This is a genomic window from Nostoc flagelliforme FACHB-838, assembly GCF_014698065.1.
GTDB lineage: Bacteria > Cyanobacteriota > Cyanobacteriia > Cyanobacteriales > Nostocaceae > Nostoc > Nostoc flagelliforme_B.
On record NZ_JACJSI010000034.1, the window covers coordinates 1 to 17,747 of the forward strand.

A 17,747-nucleotide genomic window follows, 5' to 3' on the forward strand; every position below is an offset into this window, starting at 1 on the left:
TTATGAGTTATTGCCCGAAACCTCTGAGACTTTTATCTACCTTTCCATGATCCGTATTATGGTGAGGCGACTTGCTTAAATTTTGACTCCCTAAAACTTTTCAAACACCCTCTTAGACTGAAAAAAATAAGATTCCAGCTTATTACCCCAAGTGACTTGCTTGAATTTTTCAATTTTCAGCTTACGAGTTGTAATAATTTCTAGTTGATCTGGAGTCAGTCCCTGATATGCCATCCAAGCCTGGATGTCTTCTTCATTTTTGAACTGTTTTTCAGCGTAAAATTGTTGTTTAGCTTGGGCTATTTCCTCAGGCGTACACTCTATCTTTGCAAAGCGTGAGTTTTGCGCTATCGCCTCATCAATGATCAATTCGCGCTGCAATTGTGGCAGCATTTGGTAACTTGCCAGTAAGGAAATCAGTTCACTAGCTGTGATTGTACGATTACCGATTTGGATCGTTTCAGTCATTAGCTTTCGGGCATCTCAAGAATATCTAGTTTGTTAAGGAAGCTAAAGCGTAGCCCATTCACTGGGAACTTTTGTCTTAATTTTACCGAGTTAGGTACGCTAGCCTTGTTTCGCAATAATTCAATATTTACTTATTAGCATACTTTAAAATATACAGTTTATATAAACTTTTAACGCAGATTATACGTAAGTAAATACGACTAAAAAAAGACAAGGCACATGGACTGCTGGTGATAAGCCGCCCTTGCTTTGCACATCTATAAAAAAATAAAATTCTCGCTATCTGTTAAAATTTGTCAAATATTGAAAAAGGCAGTGTAAAATGTGCTGCCTTTTTCTATGAGGCATTTATGTGTCCGACAACCAAAAATTTAACCTCTACAATGACTCTAAATAATTTAAAAGATCCGCCATTTCTTGGGCGCTAGGTTGAAATTTTGGCATTGGTGGTGTTTCGCCACTGATAACTTGGTGAATCAGCCCATACCGAGACTTGTGCTTTGAAACAGCTTGCAAACTGGGCCCCACTCGCCCGTCTGCTTCCAAGCCATGACAACCAGCGCAGTTAATTTGAAAGATCGCGTGTCCTTGAACTGGGTTTCCTGTTAAGGATAAAACACTTTTAACGTATGGATCGGAGGCTTGAACCAACTGAACTCCAAAAAAGCCCAAAGGCACTGCTAGCAGTATAGCCAGCATCAATAAAACGATCCGCTGAATCAAAATTTCAGGTTTGGTAATCTTGTTATCCAAAAGGTTTGCTGTGAAAGTCTAGGTGTGCTAAAAAGTTTTCATTCCTACACATAGCTTAAAAGTTCTTGATTGTGTCTGCAAGCACAGAAGACTATTTTCTTGTGGGCAATCACCTTTCAAAAAAGCTGTAGGACGCAGGATTCATACGAAATTTGGTAAAATCAAAAACAAGCAACGAATATTTAATCATTACAAAGAGGAGATTTTCAGTGGTTGAACCCTTGCTATCAGGTATTGTCCTTGGTCTAGTTTTCGTCACCCTCGCCGGGCTGTTTTACGCTGCCTATAAGCAATACAAGCGCCCAAATCAGTTGGGAGGATGAGGAAGTAGAGACGCGATTAATCGCGTTTTAGGAGTAGAGACGCGATTAATCGCGTCTGTTATATTGTTCCTCATCTTCCTGATCTGCTCCTAATCCCTCACTCCGAATTCTGTAGAAAGTAAGTGATGTGTTGCCGTAAGCTTTCTGGCGGCAAGTTTCCCAAGTGGGAATCTCTGGCGATGTCCAACCTTGTGAGGCGTGTTCAACTGCGATTTCACCGCTAGGATCTAAAAGTTGATGGTGAGCGATCGCTTCTAATACTGGTTGATACAATCCACTGGCATAAGGTGGATCAAAGTAAATTCTATCGAATTGCTTGCTTGATAAAGTCTTTAACTGCTGGGTGATATCTCCGCGTAATACCCGAAATTCTTGCTCGGCATTAGCTACCTGCTGCCAATTTTGTTGGATGGTGGCACAGGCTCGGCTCGATTGTTCAATTCCCACTACTAGGCTGGCTCCTCTACACAAAGCCTCTGCGCCCATTGAACCTGTACCAGTGCATAAGTCTAGCCAGCGACAACCTGCAATTTCTCCTTGCCAAATATTAAAAACTGCCTCCCTTACCCGCGCACTAGTGGGTCTAGTTTCTTTACCTGGTAAAGTTTTTAGCTGGCGATTGCCGTAAATTCTCAGACTCATTGATCATTAGGCATTGGGCATTCTGATTTATTAACAAAGGAAAAATGACAAATGAAGGATGGCAAAAAGAATATTAGGCAGGAATTTTTTCGCGTACTTGAGCAACGAAATTAGACAGGATTTGCAATCCAATATTAGAGGATTTTTCGGGGTGAAATTGGACTGCCATCAGGTTTTCATTGGCGATCGCAGCTGTGACGGTTTGAGTACCGTGAGTGACGGTTGCTGCACGGATTAGGGGGTCTATGGGGTCAATATAGTAGGAATGGACAAAATACACCCAAGGATCGGCCGGTAAATGCTCCCACAAAATGCTTTTTGGTTGAGTCACTTCCAGCTGATTCCAACCCATGTGAGGAATAGTGATGTCAGGTTCTGAGCGAAACCGCCGCACTTTTCCTTTGATAATTCCTAGTCCTGGTTGAGTACCTTCTGCACTTGATTCAAAGAGAATTTGCAATCCTAAACAAACTCCCAAAAAAGGTTTACCAGATGCGATCGCATCTTTAATCGGTTGTTCCAAACCACGCGCTCGCAGGTGTTGCACTGCTGGATCAAATGCTCCTACTCCCGGTAAGACTATTGCATCTGCCTGTTCTAATTCCTTTGAAGAATAAGTAACATTAGGAGTTGCTCCAGCTTTTTCCAAGCCTTTACAGACTGAATGCAAATTTCCCATCTCGTAATCTACGACCGCAATTACTGGCATTTACCTGCTCCTTGTAAATTTATTATGGAGGGTTTTTCTATTCTAAATAATATTTGTTATGAAGAAAAGAATTCTATTAACTTCTTTTGACACTTGGCTAAAGGATCAACAGTCAAATTCTTCTGATGATTTATTATTTGAAGTTAGCAAACTTGATCTGATACCACATCACTTAACTTTTTTACGACAGTTACCCGTAGATGTGCAACTTGCCAGCGCTCAGGTAATGGAAAAAATTAATGCAATCCAACCTGATTACATCATCTGTTGTGGCATGGCTGCAAGCCGTACACAATTAAGTGTGGAAGCAGTTGCTAGCTGGAAAGAAATTGTTTTGCAGACAGAAGTTGATTTAGAAAAATTAGTGGCAGAATCAGCAGGAATTCAGATTAGCCACGACTGTGGAAAATTTGTCTGTGAGGGTCTTTACTATTCAGTGTCGGAATACTTAAATCAAAATAAACTCACGGCACGTTGTATTTTTGTCCACGTTCCGGTTCTCAATCAAGAAAATTTGATTGGGATTCTTGCCGATTTCGTATTAATTATTAACAAACTGGCACTTTCATCAAGCTGTTAATGTCTGTATGGTGAAAGAAATATCTAAGTATATGTTGCCATTGTTACTAATTTTCCCGATAGCCCAATTAACTCCTACCACACCACCGCCTGAAGAAGTCGTGCAACCACAGGAAGTACGACCTTTACCAGGTAAGTTGGATACAGTGCCAACGTTTAACAGCAATAGCCCAGAATTGGTGTTGAAAGAAGGGATTTTACTTTCTACCTTTCCTCCAGATGGGAAAAAAGTGCCAACAGCGCATCTGAATTTTCCCTTTCGGGGACGATTTGATATTTTTGCCCATCACGTTGCCAGGGCTGAACCAGCAGAGAATTTACGTTCTCTTTATTTAGGGATAATTTTACATAACCCTAGTTCGGAACCAGTGAAGGTGAATATTTGGCAGGCAGCGAGTTATTTAAGTCAACCGGATGCACCATTTGTTCAGTTACCATCTTTTAGCCAAAATCTTTTAGGTAAAGTTTTTGCCGGGCCAGGCGATCGCGTTATGTCTGATGTACTCAGGGGATGGCGACAAGAGAGTTTCCCTGCTCAAATTGACATTCCAGCAGGGCAAAGTCGGATGTTACTAAATTTGCCAATCCCTGTGCAGGGACTGACACCACCTCTTAATGGTCGTTCTACGTTCATGCGACTGCAAAGTAATGGCACTGTCTATGCAGCCAGCCTCGCTATGTTTGCACGGGTGAATCCTGATGGCAGTGAGCGATCGCCTAGTTTAGAAGAGTGGCAAAATTTACTCAATAATAGTGATGTGGCTGGGCCACGAGATAAAGTGCCCACTCCCTTAGAGGAAACTGGCAAACCAAGAATTTATGGGCGTGTAGCTGGAGTGGCTGGTGGTTCACGATGGAGAGCCTTATTAGTGGATAATCCTAAAGCCAGGTATCTGACTATTCCCCAGCCTGGTCAAGTTTTTTCCTACGCTCTGAGTAGCTTGCATGGCGGTACCTTAGGAACTGGTCAAATTCAAAGTGCGCCCATGCTGGTGCGGTATCCTGACACTGCATATCGCGCTCATGGTAACTATGGGATTCAATATAATCTTAAGTTGCCGCTATACAACAATACTCAAAATCCTCAAACCGTTAGTGTATCCATACAGACCCCGCTCAAAGAGGATCAGTTAGTCAAACCAGGGTTACGCTTTTTCAGTACACCAGCCCGTCAAGTTTTCTTCCGGGGTACAGTGCGGGTACGTTATAAAGATGACCAAGGTCAGCCAAAAACAGAGTTTGTGCATTTGGTGCAAAAGAGAGGTCAACCAGGGGAACCATTAGTTTTATTAAATATGAAAGCAGGCGATCGCTCTTTAGTAGAAGTTGACTTTCTCTATCCACCAGATGCCACACCACCACAAGTATTAACAGTTTCAACTCAAGCTGAAGCTCGGTAATGATCAATGGGTAATAGGTAATAACTTGTCTCTAATTACCTATTATCAAAATAATCCCTGAATTAACTTCTTCATATTGATCAGCTTTTCACCCCAAATTTCTATATTTAGGGTGAATACTTATTCCGCTCCATACATTGCAATAGAAATAGCAGACTATAGCAGGCAATAAAGGGACGGCATGGCAACCGATCAAAAAATGAATCAAGAAACTGAGTTAGATTCGCTCCAGCCGCTTGTTGGAACCTTGATTTTACTGGTAGAGGATGAGCCAGATATTGCAGATTTGCTCATCTTCATTTTGCAAGCAGCTGGTGCAGAGGTGATGGCTTTAACCGATGCAGAAGCAGCCCTTACCTTAGTCGAATCGCTTCATCCCGATATTCTAGTGTGCAATGTGAAGTTGCCCGAACATGATGGAAATTGGTTAATTGAGCAAATTCGAGTGCATTCTCGCCCATTTCTAAGAGAGTTGCCTGCGATCGCGATCACTTCTTATACACGGGACGTTTCCAGTCATAAGGCTTTGAATGCTGGCTTTAATAAATTTTTAGTTAAGCTTGAGAGTCCAGAGGAAATCGTCGCTGAGATTGTTCAGCTGCTATCTACCGTTATTTAAGTATAAATATTTAGTTTTATATCGTTTTTGATACTGATTTTATCCAATCGCGTTGGGAGGTACAGCTAGCTGTACACTCCTACAAATTGGCTCTAGCTTGGAAACCAAGCCCTAAGCTGGCAAGGTGAGATGTTGCATATATTTGTTAACTTTATTGAAAACCCTTTGCTGGTTTTTTTTGCCCCTTAGCCTTGGGCTTGGATTTGTTAACTTCTCCTAAAGCTTCTTGAAATAAGTTGTGTAGATGTATAGGGACGCTAGCAATTTCTGGTAACTCTGGCTCAATAGGTTTGTTAAATTCTTGCAAAAGTGTATCCAAGTCATTTTCAAGGTTAAACTCTGGACGTTGCAGAACTGTTTGCAACACATTTTCTAATTTACTTGGATACTGTTGCGCTAATCGATGCCAAATAAAAGCATTAATACTTTTATCTTCAAGGTAGTATCGAACTAGTTTTTCAGCCCCTTGAATACTTTGCCAGTCCTCTGCTGATAAAATTGCTTGTACTTTACTATATGTTGGTAAAAACATTTGTCCCCAACGGGGATGAGAAAGAGCCGTTACTTGTTCTGCTTTCTTGAGTTCAGCAGGCAAATCAACCTTTGGCATAACCATTTTCCTATTGCCGCCCTTGCTATTAAACATCTGAGAGACTGCATTGGAGTCAGCACCAAATTCTTGTGCTGCTGCTTTGATTTCATCGTCTCCAATGCCAGCCGCTTCTGCCACTTCAGCCAGAGATTTAGAAGTATCAATTCCTGCGGCGGCCAATGTTTTTTCAGTAATTAATTCTTGAAATTCCGCTATTTTTTTATTAAGCTGGTATCCAGATAGTGTGATTTCATCAGTACCAAAAAATTCCACAAACTGCTGATGATATTGTGCTACTGACTGCCAAGCTTCTTCTAGCAAGTCTGGAGCATCGCTGTAAAGATTACTTTTATAGTTTTCTTTGAAATTACCAATTGCTACAGCAAGTTTTGGTTTACCTAACTTACCCATTATTGTGTAGGGGCCAGAAAACATCCAGTAGCTATCGGTTACAGGAGAAATGCGAGTGAGCAAGATTTCTCCGACTTTCAACCGAGATATTGCCTGTAATGTTTGAGTATTGTTTGGCTTGACGATGTAGTGTTTATCTGTCAACCAGTTCGTCAATTCAAAGCCATCAGGTAGAATACTTGTTATGGCAAATAAGCCAATAAAACTATGATGCCAACTTTGGATCAGGCTGCGATCGCTTTCTTCTAAATCTGGATTGCTTTCGATAAACAACTCTAATGGAGACTTATCACCGACTTTTCCGGCTGTCAGAAAGCTATCGATGATTAAATCCTGCTGCGTACTATCTCCACTTCCACGGCGCAACTGTGCGGCTGCATAAGTTTCCAGTGCTTTTGCCAGTTCGCCTTCAGCATCAAGGACAAAATCAACTAAGGCTTGTTTTAATTGGTGCGATCGTTCTAATATGACATCCACAAGTTAATCTCTCGGTGCAACAGATGTAGATTATAGCCTTTGAGAGAATTACGGCATCTAGCAATAGCTAGATTTATGCTCACGAAACAAGCAGCCTAACTTTTAAAAGCAACAAATTCAATGTTAGTTCCAATGTGTTTAAAAGGCGTGTTTTCACTTAGCCATTGGTCTACAGATTCAAAAACGTGGTAATTAGCGTATGAAACACTATTTTTAGGCAGAAGTTGCCTATGCCAAAGGTCAAGCAGTTCAAAGTTGGTTTCCTTGAGGAGGTCTTTCACCATCTTTTTGGAATACAAGCGGTTATGATAAAAGTCTTCCCGCAAATGAGCTAAACGCTGAGTCCAGGAAAAGTAGTAGGGAAGGAAAAAACAAAAGAAAAGGCCCTCTGGTTTTAACACTCGATGAATCTCACTGAGAGAAGCAAGATCATTGGGAACATGTTCAAGGACTCCAAAACTTAAAACGAGATCAAAGCTTGCATCGTCGAAGGGAAGTAAATAAGGATGTTCTAGAGGAACAACCGTTAAGGATGCTTTTTCTATAATGGGTGTAGTCTGACCAAAAGCTGAGTCACCAGTACCAGTACCGCGCACATCACAACTGGTGATTTGGACATCCATTTCACGCATTAGAAAGGAAATATGCCCTTTACCACACCCCCAATCAAGAACGCGTATTTTATTTGAGCTTGTCTTAAACTAATACTCAGAAAAAACTTTTACGTAGTCTGTCAGATAAAGAAAAATGTTGTGAGATGCTGGGTTTCTTAAGAAGGCATGGGTATCTATATTTCCTGCTAAGTTAATGACTTGCTCATTTAGAAGTAAGCGTTTCTGGAAATGAGTGCGTCTCAAATCAACCAACCTTTCGTGATCGTGCATGGAATTACTGGCTTTTTTAAAGTTCGTGTTATTAAATAGTTACAAGCTTTAGATACGTTTAACCTTTCTTCTAAGTTTAAAATATTTAACCGATTAATAGTATTGATTGCTGGCCTTGTCAAGGGGTGGGATAGTTTTTTACGGGTAGTCGAGCAGACTCCTAATGAAACGTGGTTTATTACTGTTAAGACAGTAATAAACCACGTACTAGACTTGATATTACCTTTTACCTTTTAATAGAGACACAAAATTTCAAGTCTCTATTCATCATCAAAATCATCTTCGTCGTCTTCCTCTTCTTCCTCGTAATCGTCGTCGTCTGCTACTTCATCGGCGATTAACTCATCTTCTTCATCTAGAACTGACCTTTCTGCACGTCTGCTGCCAAAACCAGATTCCCCAAGAGTAGGAGAATCTAAATTATAGGTGCGAGCTGTACGGTCATCTAAGACCATATCCAGGGGGTCATCAACTTCATCCAAGACACTACTGGTAATTTCAGCAGCATAATCTTCGATCGCACCGGGTTCATCATAGGTATTGTACCCAGTACCAGCCGGAATCAATCGCCCGATAATCACGTTTTCCTTTAATCCGCGCAGCCAGTCGGATTTGCCTTCGATCGCGGCTTCGGTAAGTACCCGTGTTGTCTCTTGGAAAGATGCGGCAGAAATAAAGCTGTCGGTGTTCAACGATGCTTTGGTGATACCCAACAATACTGGGGTATACTGTGCCCTAGCACCGCCTGTAATTGCCATAGCTTCGTTTACCTGCTCAACTTGGCGTAGTTCCACCAATTCGCCAGGAAGCATTGTGGTGTCACCACCATCATCAATCCTGACTTTGTTGGTCATCTGGCGAACAATCACTTCAATGTGCTTATCGGAAATATCAATCCCTTGAGACTGATATACCATTTGCACTTCATTCACCAAGAAGGTTTGTACCTTCTGTAAAGCAATGCTGGCACAAGCATAGATTCCGTCTTCAGAACCCAAGCTAAAGAAGATTTCCAAAATTTCGTGCGGATTGGACGGGCCATCAGTCAACGGTTGTCCCGCTAATACCATTGAGCCATCTGGCACAATCAAATTTTGTCCAGGCCCCAGAGGATAATCTGTCACCACGCCATTTGATTCTACAACCTTGATAGCGATCGCTTCATCACCACCCTCAGCGTAAACTACCTTAACTTCACCCGCCCGGCGACATAAAATGCACGCTTCTTTGGGTTTACGAGCTTCAAGTAGTTCCTCAATCCGGGGCAAACCTTGAATGATATCTCCGGTTTTGGCGCGTTCAAACACCAGCAACACCAAGTTATCACCCCGTTGTACCAAATCGCCGTCTTCTATCTGCAACACAGCACCAGGGCTGACTCGATAAGGACGACCGATACGGGTAGTAATAACGAAGTTTTTATTACTCAGAGCTGATTCTCCACCAGATGCAGCAGCGGCATTTTTGATATCCACTACTTGCCCTGATTCTGGGGCAAAAACTCCAGGAGCAACTTCTGTACCTTCTACTAGCAAGTCACCCACTTTCACCTTGGGCTGAGTACTAGTATTAATTGTCAGCCTATCAGCGTCGCGCAACACCAAGCAGCGACGGACGTTTTCGCTTCCTTGTCGAACGCCTCGCACTTCCCCGCCTTCTTTACACAAGATTTGGGTACGTGCAACTACAGCTCCAGGGGCGATGGTAAGCCCATCGTGTACCTCAAGTGTGGTTTGGGTGCTACCTTGCGTGGCATCGGCGGTAATGTCTCGACGAATTACCAAGGATTCCAAAATTACCAGTTGTAAACGTTGAACTTCTGGGTCTTCAGTATCCTCTACCAATTCAATATCTGCTGCCAGGGGTGAAGCATTATGGTCTTGTTCCCCTTCTTGCTCAATTTCCAGCACTAGCTGGGTTCGCAGCAGTTCTACGCCTTCAACAGATTTGACGCGTTCTGAATCTTTGTAAGGTAGTCGCTGCACAGCTCGCAACTGAATTGATCGCCCAGTTTGTTGACTCACCGATGTAGTTGATGGCACATCTGGATTATCGGGTACGGCAAACTCAACAACTGGACGACTCAACAAGGCAGGCCCTTCTGGTGTCTCCACATATTGGATATAACGCAATTCCGTGGCGACATTACCTTGGAATTCCTCACCTGGTTGGATGAAGGTGTTATCTCGCCCAATAACTGATTCTGGATCGTCCACCATCAATAGTTCTCCCGGCTTTACCACAACTTCCCGTAGGATGTCGTTTTTCTGGGTAACTTCTATCACACCACTGTTTTGGCAGAAGATATCTTTTACTACCTCGGTGCCAGCTTCTACAAACTGACCGTCTTCTACCAACAGCAAGGAAATATCTTTATTAACTTCGTGGCTTTCTTCGGGAATCCACAAAAGAGTACCGCCTTGCACGACTTCATAACCCAGCTTGGCTTTGCCTTTTTTCTGAACTTCTACACCTGCGAATTTCAGGAAACCACCAGTGGTTGTCCGATAGCGGTCATCAATTAACTCAGCTACTACTTGACCATTTTGCACTTTTGTGCCTGGTGTAGCCCGGAGGTTAAATACTTGGTTGTTCCCTGTGGAGACTAAGTAGTTATTGCGACCTTGGGAACTTTGGACTGTCACCGTTGCTTGGTCTAAGACCACGGAAGCGGTGATAATCTCGATTTCCCTGGTACTCTTACCTGGGGTAGCTTCGGGCAAACGCACCACACCGCCGTGCAGACTGGCTAATTTGGTTTCTGCTAAAACTCCATTAGAAGCGATCGCATCACCATTTTTTACTACCAATTCTGCACCAGGCGGCAAGTTGTAAACTTCCCCTGACAAAATCCAAATCAAACCACCGCGTGCGGCTGTGGTTGTGGTATTACCTTGACGGTCAGTTTTTTGTTCTGGAACAACTTCGGCAAATTGCACTTCCCCTGCTAAGTCAGAGGCTACATCTTTAACTGCTTTTTCTGTATTAGTCCGAGTTGTGCGTCCACCAAGGGCAACCTCTGCCAACAACTGACCTTGTTTTACCTTATTTCCGTCAAATACATATAGTGTTGAACCTTGAGTCAGATGAACTTCTTGGTTTTCTGGAGTAACATCACCTTCTTTTTTGGGTTCCAGAAGCATGATGCCATTCGCTTCAACATAAAGGGCATCTTCCCCGTGGCGGGTACGATACGTTCTAGTCTTCAGTTTGCGGGGAAGCTTGACAGTTCCATCAATTTTAGAACGAACTTGTTGCGCCACTTCCCCAGTAAACACACCACCCGTGTGGAATGTTCGCATGGTTAACTGGGTACCAGGTTCGCCGATACTTTGGGCAGCAATAATCCCCACAGCTTCGCCCAAATCTACCATCTTGGCGTGGGCCAAACTCCAGCCATAACAGTGTTGACATACAGAACGTGCGGCTTCACAAGTTAGTGGCGATCGCACCACAACTTCTCCCACCCCAGATTTTTCAATTTTCTTCGCCAAATCCTCTGAAATTGGGGAATTGCGTGCTGCAATCACTTCTTTTGTTACCGGATGCACGACATCTTCGCCAATTACCCGTCCCATCAAGCGGGTTCCCAGAGGAATCAAGGTTTTGGCACCTTCTGTCATTGGTCGAATTGCAAGACCTCTAGTGGTGCCGCAGTCAAATTCCCGAATAATTACATCCTGGGATACGTCCACCAAACGGCGGGTGAGATAACCAGAGTCAGCCGTCCGCAAGGCAGTATCCACCAATCCTTTTCTGGCACCGTAAGACGAAATAATGTATTCCGTCACAGTTAACCCTTCACGGAAGTTGGTTTTGATGGGCAAATCGATAATTTCCCCTTGAGGATCTGCCATCAGTCCCCGCATCCCCACCAACTGCCGAACTTGAGAGATGTTACCCCGTGCCCCGGAGAATGCCATCATGTATACGGAGTTTAAGGGATTAGTCTTCTTGAAGTGAACGACTACTTCATCTTTCAAGGCTTCACTAGTACCATTCCAAGTATCGATTACCTTTTGGAAGCGTTCTACTTCAGTAATTTCTCCCCGTTGATAACGGGTTTCAGTAGCGCGAATTTCTTCCTCGGCTGCGTCTAAGAGCAATCGCTTAGTTGGTGGTATCATCAAGTCATCTACACTGATGGAAACCCCTGCTTTGGTCGCGTAGCGAAATCCCAAATCTTTCAATTTGTCCGCCATCACTGCTGTTCGCGCTGTACCATAATTCGTAAAAGCCCAAGAAATTAAATTTCTTAGTTGACCTTTGTCAACCACGCGATTGCGAAAAATCATTTTTTCGTTAGTCATTAATCATTAGTCCTGAGTCATCAATAATTAATAATTCGTAATACTCGCCAAACGCGAGAAGCAAGCTACGTAATTCGTAATTAATTCTTTAATTACGAATTACGAATTAGAAATTACGAATTAACTTGCTAGTGCTTCCTGAATGGCATTGTTGTAAATAACACGACCTGGAGTTGTGTATATATACTGAGAAAGGACATTACCTTGAGCATCTTGTCTGACTCGACGGAACTTATAGAGTAATGTGCGGGTACCATCCTCGTTTTCCGTCACTTTCACGGGTTCTGTATCCGGTTGGTCTGATTCTATTTCACCGTCAAACCGCACATAGATGTAGGCGTGCAAGTCAATTTGATCTTGCTGGAAAGCCATAATTACATCCTCTAGCGAAGAAAAGTAATTTCCTGCCCCTTTTGTGGCACCAGGATTTTCTGCTGTTAAATAATAGGCTCCCAATACCATATCTTGGCTAGGTGTGATGATGGGTTTACCCGTGGCTGGTGACAAAATATTGTTAGAAGCCAACATTAACAACCGCGCTTCAGCCTGACTTTCTAAAGAAAGAGGAACGTGTACCGCCATTTGGTCGCCGTCAAAGTCGGCGTTAAACGCCGGACACACCAGAGGATGCAGTTGGATCGCTCTACCTTCTACTAAAATTGGTTCAAAAGACTGAATACCCAAGCGGTGCAACGTTGGTGCCCGGTTTAGCATTACAGGGTGTCCTTCAATCACCTCTTCCAACACATCCCAAACACTGGGATCATTGCGGGATATTAGCTTTTTTGCAGCTTTGATATTATTTACCATGCCGCTACGAATCAGGCGGTTAATCACAAATGGCTGAAATAGCTCAATTGCCATTTCTCTTGGCAAACCACACTGGTGAATTTTCAGCTTTGGCCCGACCACAATTACAGAACGTCCAGAGTAGTCAACCCGTTTACCTAACAAGTTTTGTCGGAAACGTCCTTGCTTACCCTCAATAATGTCGGACAAAGATTTCAAGGGTCGGTTATTTGCCCCGACCACAGTGCGTCCCCGACGACCATTGTCAATCAAAGCATCCACTGCTTCTTGCAGCATCCGCTTTTCGTTCCGCACAATAATCTCTGGTGCCAAAATTTCTTGCAAGCGTGCCAAACGATTGTTGCGGTTAATTACCCGCCGATACAAATCATTCAAATCGCTGGTAGCAAACCGTCCGCCATCTAGCTGCACCATTGGGCGCAAGTCTGGGGGAATTACGGGGATAACTGCCATTACCATCCACTCTGGTTTTGAACCAGTGGCGATAAAGTTGTCAATTACCCGCAGTCGCTTAATTAGCTTGGCTCTCTTTTGTCCTTTGGCATTGCCAATTTCTTCGCGTAGGCTTTCGGCTTCTTGTTCCAAATTGATATCGGCAAGCAAACGCAACAGCGCTTCAGCACCAATACCTACCTCTACGCCTTGCAGCACAGAATCTTCGCTATAAATTTGGTCTTCTATTTCCAACCACTGGTCTTCACTCAGTAGCTGTTTGTAAGTTAAAGTTTCGGCATTACCTGGACTCAGGACAACATAAGAGTTGAAATAAACAATCTGCTCGACATCCCGCAAGGGCATATCCAACAGGATGGAAATATAGCTAGGAATGCCTTTGAGATACCAAACGTGAGCTACTGGAGCAGCGAGTTTAATATAGCCCATGCGGTGGCGACGCACCCGTGACTCGGTGACTTCTACCCCACAGCGCTCACAGACAATACCTCTATGACGAACTCTTTTATACTTGCCACAATGGCATTCCCAATCTTTCGCGGGGCCAAAGATGCGTTCACAAAATAAACCATCCATCTCTGGCTTGAGAGTTCGGTAGTTAATCGTTTCTGGTTTGGTAACTTCACCGACTACTTGACCATTGGGCAATGTTCTTTCGCCCCACTGGCGAATGCGTTCGGGGGAAGCCAAGCCGATTTTTACGTAGTCAAACTGATTAGTTTGGGCAGGTCTCATACTTAAGTGCTGAGTTTCGAGTTATGAGTTTTGAGTATATTTAGTTTTGGAACATCGAGCATAGAGCATTGGGCATTATTCCCATTCCCTATGCCCTATGCCCTAATTCTTATTCGTCTTCTTCCAGAGATTCGCGGGAAAGAGATTCGTAAGTAGGTCGAGCAGGTGTGCGGCGGGCTGATTGGTCTGCCATCAAATCGACTTCCACATCTAGGGAACTGCCGTCTGCTTGAGTTTCTACCTTGTGTACAGCAATATCTAACCCCAATGATTGCAACTCGCGCATTAACACCTTAAAGGACTCTGGGGTTCCAGGTCGAGGAATTGCCTTACCTTTAACGATCGCATTTAACGCTTCATTCCGTCCTTGCATATCGTCAGATTTAACTGTGAGCAATTCCTGTAAGGTGTAAGCTGCACCAAAGGCTTCCAATGCCCACACTTCCATTTCTCCAAACCTCTGACCACCTTGTTGTGCTTTACCACCCAAGGGTTGCTGAGTTACCAGTGAGTATGGGCCTGTAGAACGGGCGTGGATCTTATCATCCACCAAATGCACCAGTTTCAGCATATAAGCCACACCGATGGTAATTGCTCGGTCAAAGGGTTCGCCTGTACGACCGTCATACACCATGATTTTGCCTGGGTTATCTGGGTTATATACCCAGTCTTTCCCTGTTTCGTCTCGTGCTTCTTGCAATTTGCCATGCACGATTCGGCGAGATGACTCTGCGCCGTACATTTCATCAAAGGGAGTAATCTTAAATCGCACTCCCAAGGTTTGACCAGCCCAACCTAAGAGGCATTCAAATACTTGTCCGACGTTCATCCGACTGGGTACGCCCAAAGGGTTAAGTACAATGTCCACTGGTGAACCATCGGGTAGATAAGGCATATCTTCCGCCGGTAATATTCGAGAAATAATCCCTTTATTACCGTGGCGTCCTGCCATTTTGTCCCCAACTTGAATTTTGCGTTTTTGAGCGACATACACCCGGACTACCATATTGGCTCCTGGGGGCAGTTCATCACCTTGTTCACGAGTAAACAAGCGCACATCAACTACGCGACCTTTTTCACCATTTGGTACTCGCAGAGAATTGTCTCGCACATCTCGTGCTTTCTCACCAAAGATGGCACGCAACAGTTTTTCTTCTGGCGGTTGGTCAGATTCACCCTTGGGTGTGACTTTTCCTACTAAGATATCACCAGCTTCTACCCATGCCCCAATGCGAATGATTCCCTGTTCATCCAACTGACGCAAGGCATCTTCCCCAACGTTGGGAATTTCTCTGGTGATTTCTTCTGGCCCCAATTTTGTCTGTCTGGCTTCAATTTCATACTTTTCAATGTGAATTGAGGTGTAGACATCATCCTGCACCAGTCTTTCAGAGATTAAAATTGCGTCTTCGTAGTTGTAGCCTTCCCAAGGCATATAGGCAACGACGATATTTTGTCCTAGCGCCAATTCACCGCCTTCGGTGGAGGAGCCATCGGCCAAAACTTGACCAGCAACGACACGCTCACCAATGCGGACGAGAGGTTTCTGATTTAAACAGGTGTCTTGGTTTGAGCGTTGGTACTTGGAAAGGGTGTATCTAATTTCCGAGGTGTTAGTTTTAGGACGGACGCGAATTTCTGTAGCATCCACATAAGTCACATCGCCATCTGTACGCGATACAACCACCATCCCGGAGTCTCTTGCTCCTTGGGCTTCCAAACCAGTACCCACCAGAGGACGTTCTGGCTTAAGCAGAGGTACTGCTTGCCGTTGCATGTTCGATCCCATCAGCGCTCGGTTAGCGTCATCATGCTCCAAGAAGGGAATCATGCTAGTTGCTACCGACACAATCTGTACGGGAGATACGGCTACATAGTCCACCTGTTCTGGTGTTGTGGTAGAAAATTCTTGGCGATAACGGACTGGCACTAGTGGCCCAATAATATGCCCGGTTTCATCTACAGGAATATCTCCCGGAGCAACCCGTAGATCGTCTTCTTCATCGGCTGTCATGTAGGCTGGAGGCAGATCAAATCTGACTCGCCCATTTTCTACAGGTCTAAATGGTGTTTCTAGGAAGCCGTATAAGTTTACCCGCGCATGGGTTGCTAAGGAGCCAATCAATCCGGCGTTGGGGCCTTCTGGTGTCTCAATGGGGCAAATGCGTCCATAGTGGCTAGGATGAATATCTCGCACGGCAAAACCAGCTCGTTCACGGGTTAAACCACCAGGGCCAAGGGCACTTAGACGGCGTTTGTGGGTCAGTTCTGCTAGAGGATTTGTTTGATCCATGAACTGACTTAATTGGCTGGAACCAAAGAATTCTTTAATTGCTGCTACTAATGGTTTGGGGTTCACCAAGGAAGCGGGAGTTAGCACTTCGGCATCGGATACAGTCATCCGTTCCCGAATGATTCTCTCTAAACGGTTTAAGCCCACCCGCACTTGGTTTTGTAGCAATTCCCCGACGCTTCTCACCCGACGGTTGCCTAAATGGTCAATGTCATCGATGTTACCAATGTCATATTCTAGGTTGATTAGGTAATCTACGGCTGCCAAGATATCGCCAGCAGTCAATACCCGCATTGTATCTGGGACAGAAAGGCGCAATTTCTTGTTGAGTTTGTACCGTCCGACGCGACCAAGGTCATAACGTTTCGGGTCAAAGAATCGGGAGTCTAGGAGTTGTTGTCCACCTAAGACTGTGGGTGGCTCACCAGGACGCAGTTTCCGATATAGCTCCATCAAGGCTTCTTCTTCAGAAAATTGCCCTTCTTTTTCGATGGTTTTTTGGAAATATTCGGGGTGGCGTAAGGCGTCAAAGATTTCGTTGTCTGATAAACCTAAAGCTTTTAGGAGTACCTGTGCTGAGAGTTTGCGGGTTTTGTCAATGCGTACCCACACCAAATCGTTACGGTCTGTTTCAAATTTCAACCATGCTCCCCGGTTAGGAATTAAGCTAGCTGAATAAGTACGTCGCCCGTTTTTGTCGATTTCTGATTTGTAATAAACGCCTGGCGATCGCACTATCTGATTAACAATTACCCGCTCGGCTCCGTTAATAATAAACGTGCCGCGATCGGTCATCAAAGGCAAATCACCAATGAATACCTCTTGCTCTTTGATTTCCCCGGTTTCTTTATTAATCAGTCGTGTGGGAACATACATTTGGACAGCATAAGTACTATCCCGCCGTTTCGCTTCTTCGACGCTGTACTTTGGCTCCTTGAGTTTGTAGTTATGACCCAAAAAGTGCAGTTCTAATTTACCCGTATAATCTGTAATAGGACTAAAGGAGTTAAGTTCTTCTATCAGCCCTTCTTCCAAAAACCAGCGAAAGCTTGACCGCTGGATTTCAATCAAGTCGGGCAACAGAAAGGCGGGTTCCATATACGTTTCTTTAGTCATGCCTCTACCTTTGTCAACCTGGTTAAATTTTCCATTGGACACTGCTGTTTGACGCTTCCCACCGCTAGCCAGTGTCCTTAGCTGTTTGGGAATTGGAAACTTTTTCTTACACACTTGTTATTTACAGGTGTGGGCAAACGCAGCGATTAAAGCTGGCAGGAATAAGCCATCTT

General features: G+C 44.1%; 12 protein-coding genes and 1 pseudogene. 4 read left to right on the forward strand and 9 right to left on the reverse strand.

Annotation, left to right across the window (positions count from 1 at the left end; all coding sequences use genetic code 11):
• Window positions 1–96 precede the first annotated feature (96 nt).
• Together H6G97_RS17810 and H6G97_RS17815 are read right to left on the reverse strand one after the other, a co-directional pair.
• A pseudogene (locus H6G97_RS17810) lies at window positions 97–468 on the reverse strand (peptidylprolyl isomerase); the annotation flags it as partial.
• Window positions 469–846: 378 nt separating this feature from the next.
• The gene (locus H6G97_RS17815) at window positions 847–1,221 is read right to left on the reverse strand and encodes a c-type cytochrome (RefSeq protein WP_190942065.1); all 375 of its coding nucleotides are present in this window, start codon (window positions 1,219–1,221) and stop codon (window positions 847–849) included.
• Between the two features lie 209 nt (window positions 1,222–1,430).
• Here H6G97_RS17815 and petG point away from each other — a divergent pair, with 209 nt between their 5' ends.
• Window positions 1,431–1,544 (forward strand): cytochrome b6-f complex subunit V, encoded by a 114-nt coding sequence (gene petG, locus H6G97_RS52560; RefSeq protein WP_063721252.1) that lies wholly within the window; start codon window positions 1,431–1,433, stop codon window positions 1,542–1,544.
• 45 nt (window positions 1,545–1,589) lie between these two features.
• Here petG and rsmD read toward each other — a convergent pair whose 3' ends face one another.
• Both rsmD and hisH read right to left on the reverse strand, forming a co-directional pair.
• Entirely contained in the window at window positions 1,590–2,186 is a 597-nt protein-coding gene (gene rsmD, locus H6G97_RS17825; RefSeq protein WP_190942066.1) for a 16S rRNA (guanine(966)-N(2))-methyltransferase RsmD, read from the reverse strand.
• A 73-nt stretch (window positions 2,187–2,259) separates the two neighbouring features.
• Window positions 2,260–2,895 carry an imidazole glycerol phosphate synthase subunit HisH gene (hisH, locus tag H6G97_RS17830; protein ID WP_190942067.1) on the reverse strand — a complete coding sequence of 212 codons (636 nt, stop codon included), beginning with the start codon at window positions 2,893–2,895 and terminating at the stop codon, window positions 2,260–2,262.
• Between the two features lie 58 nt (window positions 2,896–2,953).
• Here hisH and H6G97_RS17835 point away from each other — a divergent pair, with 58 nt between their 5' ends.
• From H6G97_RS17835 to H6G97_RS17845, 3 genes are all read left to right on the forward strand, one after another.
• Window positions 2,954–3,475 carry a pyroglutamyl-peptidase I family protein gene (locus H6G97_RS17835; RefSeq protein ID WP_190942068.1) on the forward strand — a complete coding sequence of 174 codons (522 nt, stop codon included), beginning with the start codon at window positions 2,954–2,956 and terminating at the stop codon, window positions 3,473–3,475.
• Window positions 3,476–3,506: 31 nt separating this feature from the next.
• Window positions 3,507–4,874, forward strand: coding sequence for a DUF3370 domain-containing protein (locus H6G97_RS17840; protein ID WP_190942111.1), 1,368 nt, complete (start codon window positions 3,507–3,509; stop codon window positions 4,872–4,874).
• Window positions 4,875–5,055: 181 nt separating this feature from the next.
• Window positions 5,056–5,493, forward strand: a complete 438-nt coding sequence (locus H6G97_RS17845; protein ID WP_190942069.1) for a response regulator — start codon at window positions 5,056–5,058, stop codon at window positions 5,491–5,493.
• 151 nt (window positions 5,494–5,644) lie between these two features.
• Here the strand turns inward: H6G97_RS17845 and H6G97_RS17850 are convergent, their stop codons facing one another.
• From H6G97_RS17850 to rpoB, 5 genes are all read right to left on the reverse strand, one after another.
• The gene (locus H6G97_RS17850; protein ID WP_190942070.1) at window positions 5,645–6,973 is read right to left on the reverse strand and encodes a hypothetical protein; all 1,329 of its coding nucleotides are present in this window, start codon (window positions 6,971–6,973) and stop codon (window positions 5,645–5,647) included.
• Between the two features lie 95 nt (window positions 6,974–7,068).
• Window positions 7,069–7,653 (reverse strand): class I SAM-dependent methyltransferase, encoded by a 585-nt coding sequence (locus H6G97_RS17855; protein WP_338421752.1) that lies wholly within the window; start codon window positions 7,651–7,653, stop codon window positions 7,069–7,071.
• Window positions 7,654–8,117: 464 nt separating this feature from the next.
• Window positions 8,118–12,167, reverse strand: a complete 4,050-nt coding sequence (locus tag H6G97_RS17860; protein ID WP_190942071.1) for a DNA-directed RNA polymerase subunit beta'' — start codon at window positions 12,165–12,167, stop codon at window positions 8,118–8,120.
• A 120-nt stretch (window positions 12,168–12,287) separates the two neighbouring features.
• The gene (locus tag H6G97_RS17865; protein ID WP_190942072.1) at window positions 12,288–14,165 is read right to left on the reverse strand and encodes a DNA-directed RNA polymerase subunit gamma; all 1,878 of its coding nucleotides are present in this window, start codon (window positions 14,163–14,165) and stop codon (window positions 12,288–12,290) included.
• Between the two features lie 109 nt (window positions 14,166–14,274).
• Window positions 14,275–17,574, reverse strand: coding sequence for a DNA-directed RNA polymerase subunit beta (gene rpoB, locus H6G97_RS17870; RefSeq protein ID WP_190942112.1), 3,300 nt, complete (start codon window positions 17,572–17,574; stop codon window positions 14,275–14,277).
• Window positions 17,575–17,747: the final 173 nt, after the last annotated feature.

Coding starts and splice junctions, on each gene's coding strand:
- H6G97_RS17840 (WP_190942111.1), top strand. CDS start 3,507: ATGTTGCCATTGTTACTAATTTTCCCGATAGCCCAATTAACTCCTACC.
- H6G97_RS17860 (WP_190942071.1), bottom strand. CDS start 12,167: ATGACTAACGAAAAAATGATTTTTCGCAATCGCGTGGTTGACAAAGGT.
- rsmD (WP_190942066.1), bottom strand. CDS start 2,186: ATGAGTCTGAGAATTTACGGCAATCGCCAGCTAAAAACTTTACCAGGT.
- H6G97_RS17845 (WP_190942069.1), top strand. CDS start 5,056: ATGGCAACCGATCAAAAAATGAATCAAGAAACTGAGTTAGATTCGCTC.
- H6G97_RS17865 (WP_190942072.1), bottom strand. CDS start 14,165: ATGAGACCTGCCCAAACTAATCAGTTTGACTACGTAAAAATCGGCTTG.
- rpoB (WP_190942112.1), bottom strand. CDS start 17,574: ATGACTAAAGAAACGTATATGGAACCCGCCTTTCTGTTGCCCGACTTG.
- H6G97_RS17835 (WP_190942068.1), top strand. CDS start 2,954: ATGAAGAAAAGAATTCTATTAACTTCTTTTGACACTTGGCTAAAGGAT.
- hisH (WP_190942067.1), bottom strand. CDS start 2,895: ATGCCAGTAATTGCGGTCGTAGATTACGAGATGGGAAATTTGCATTCA.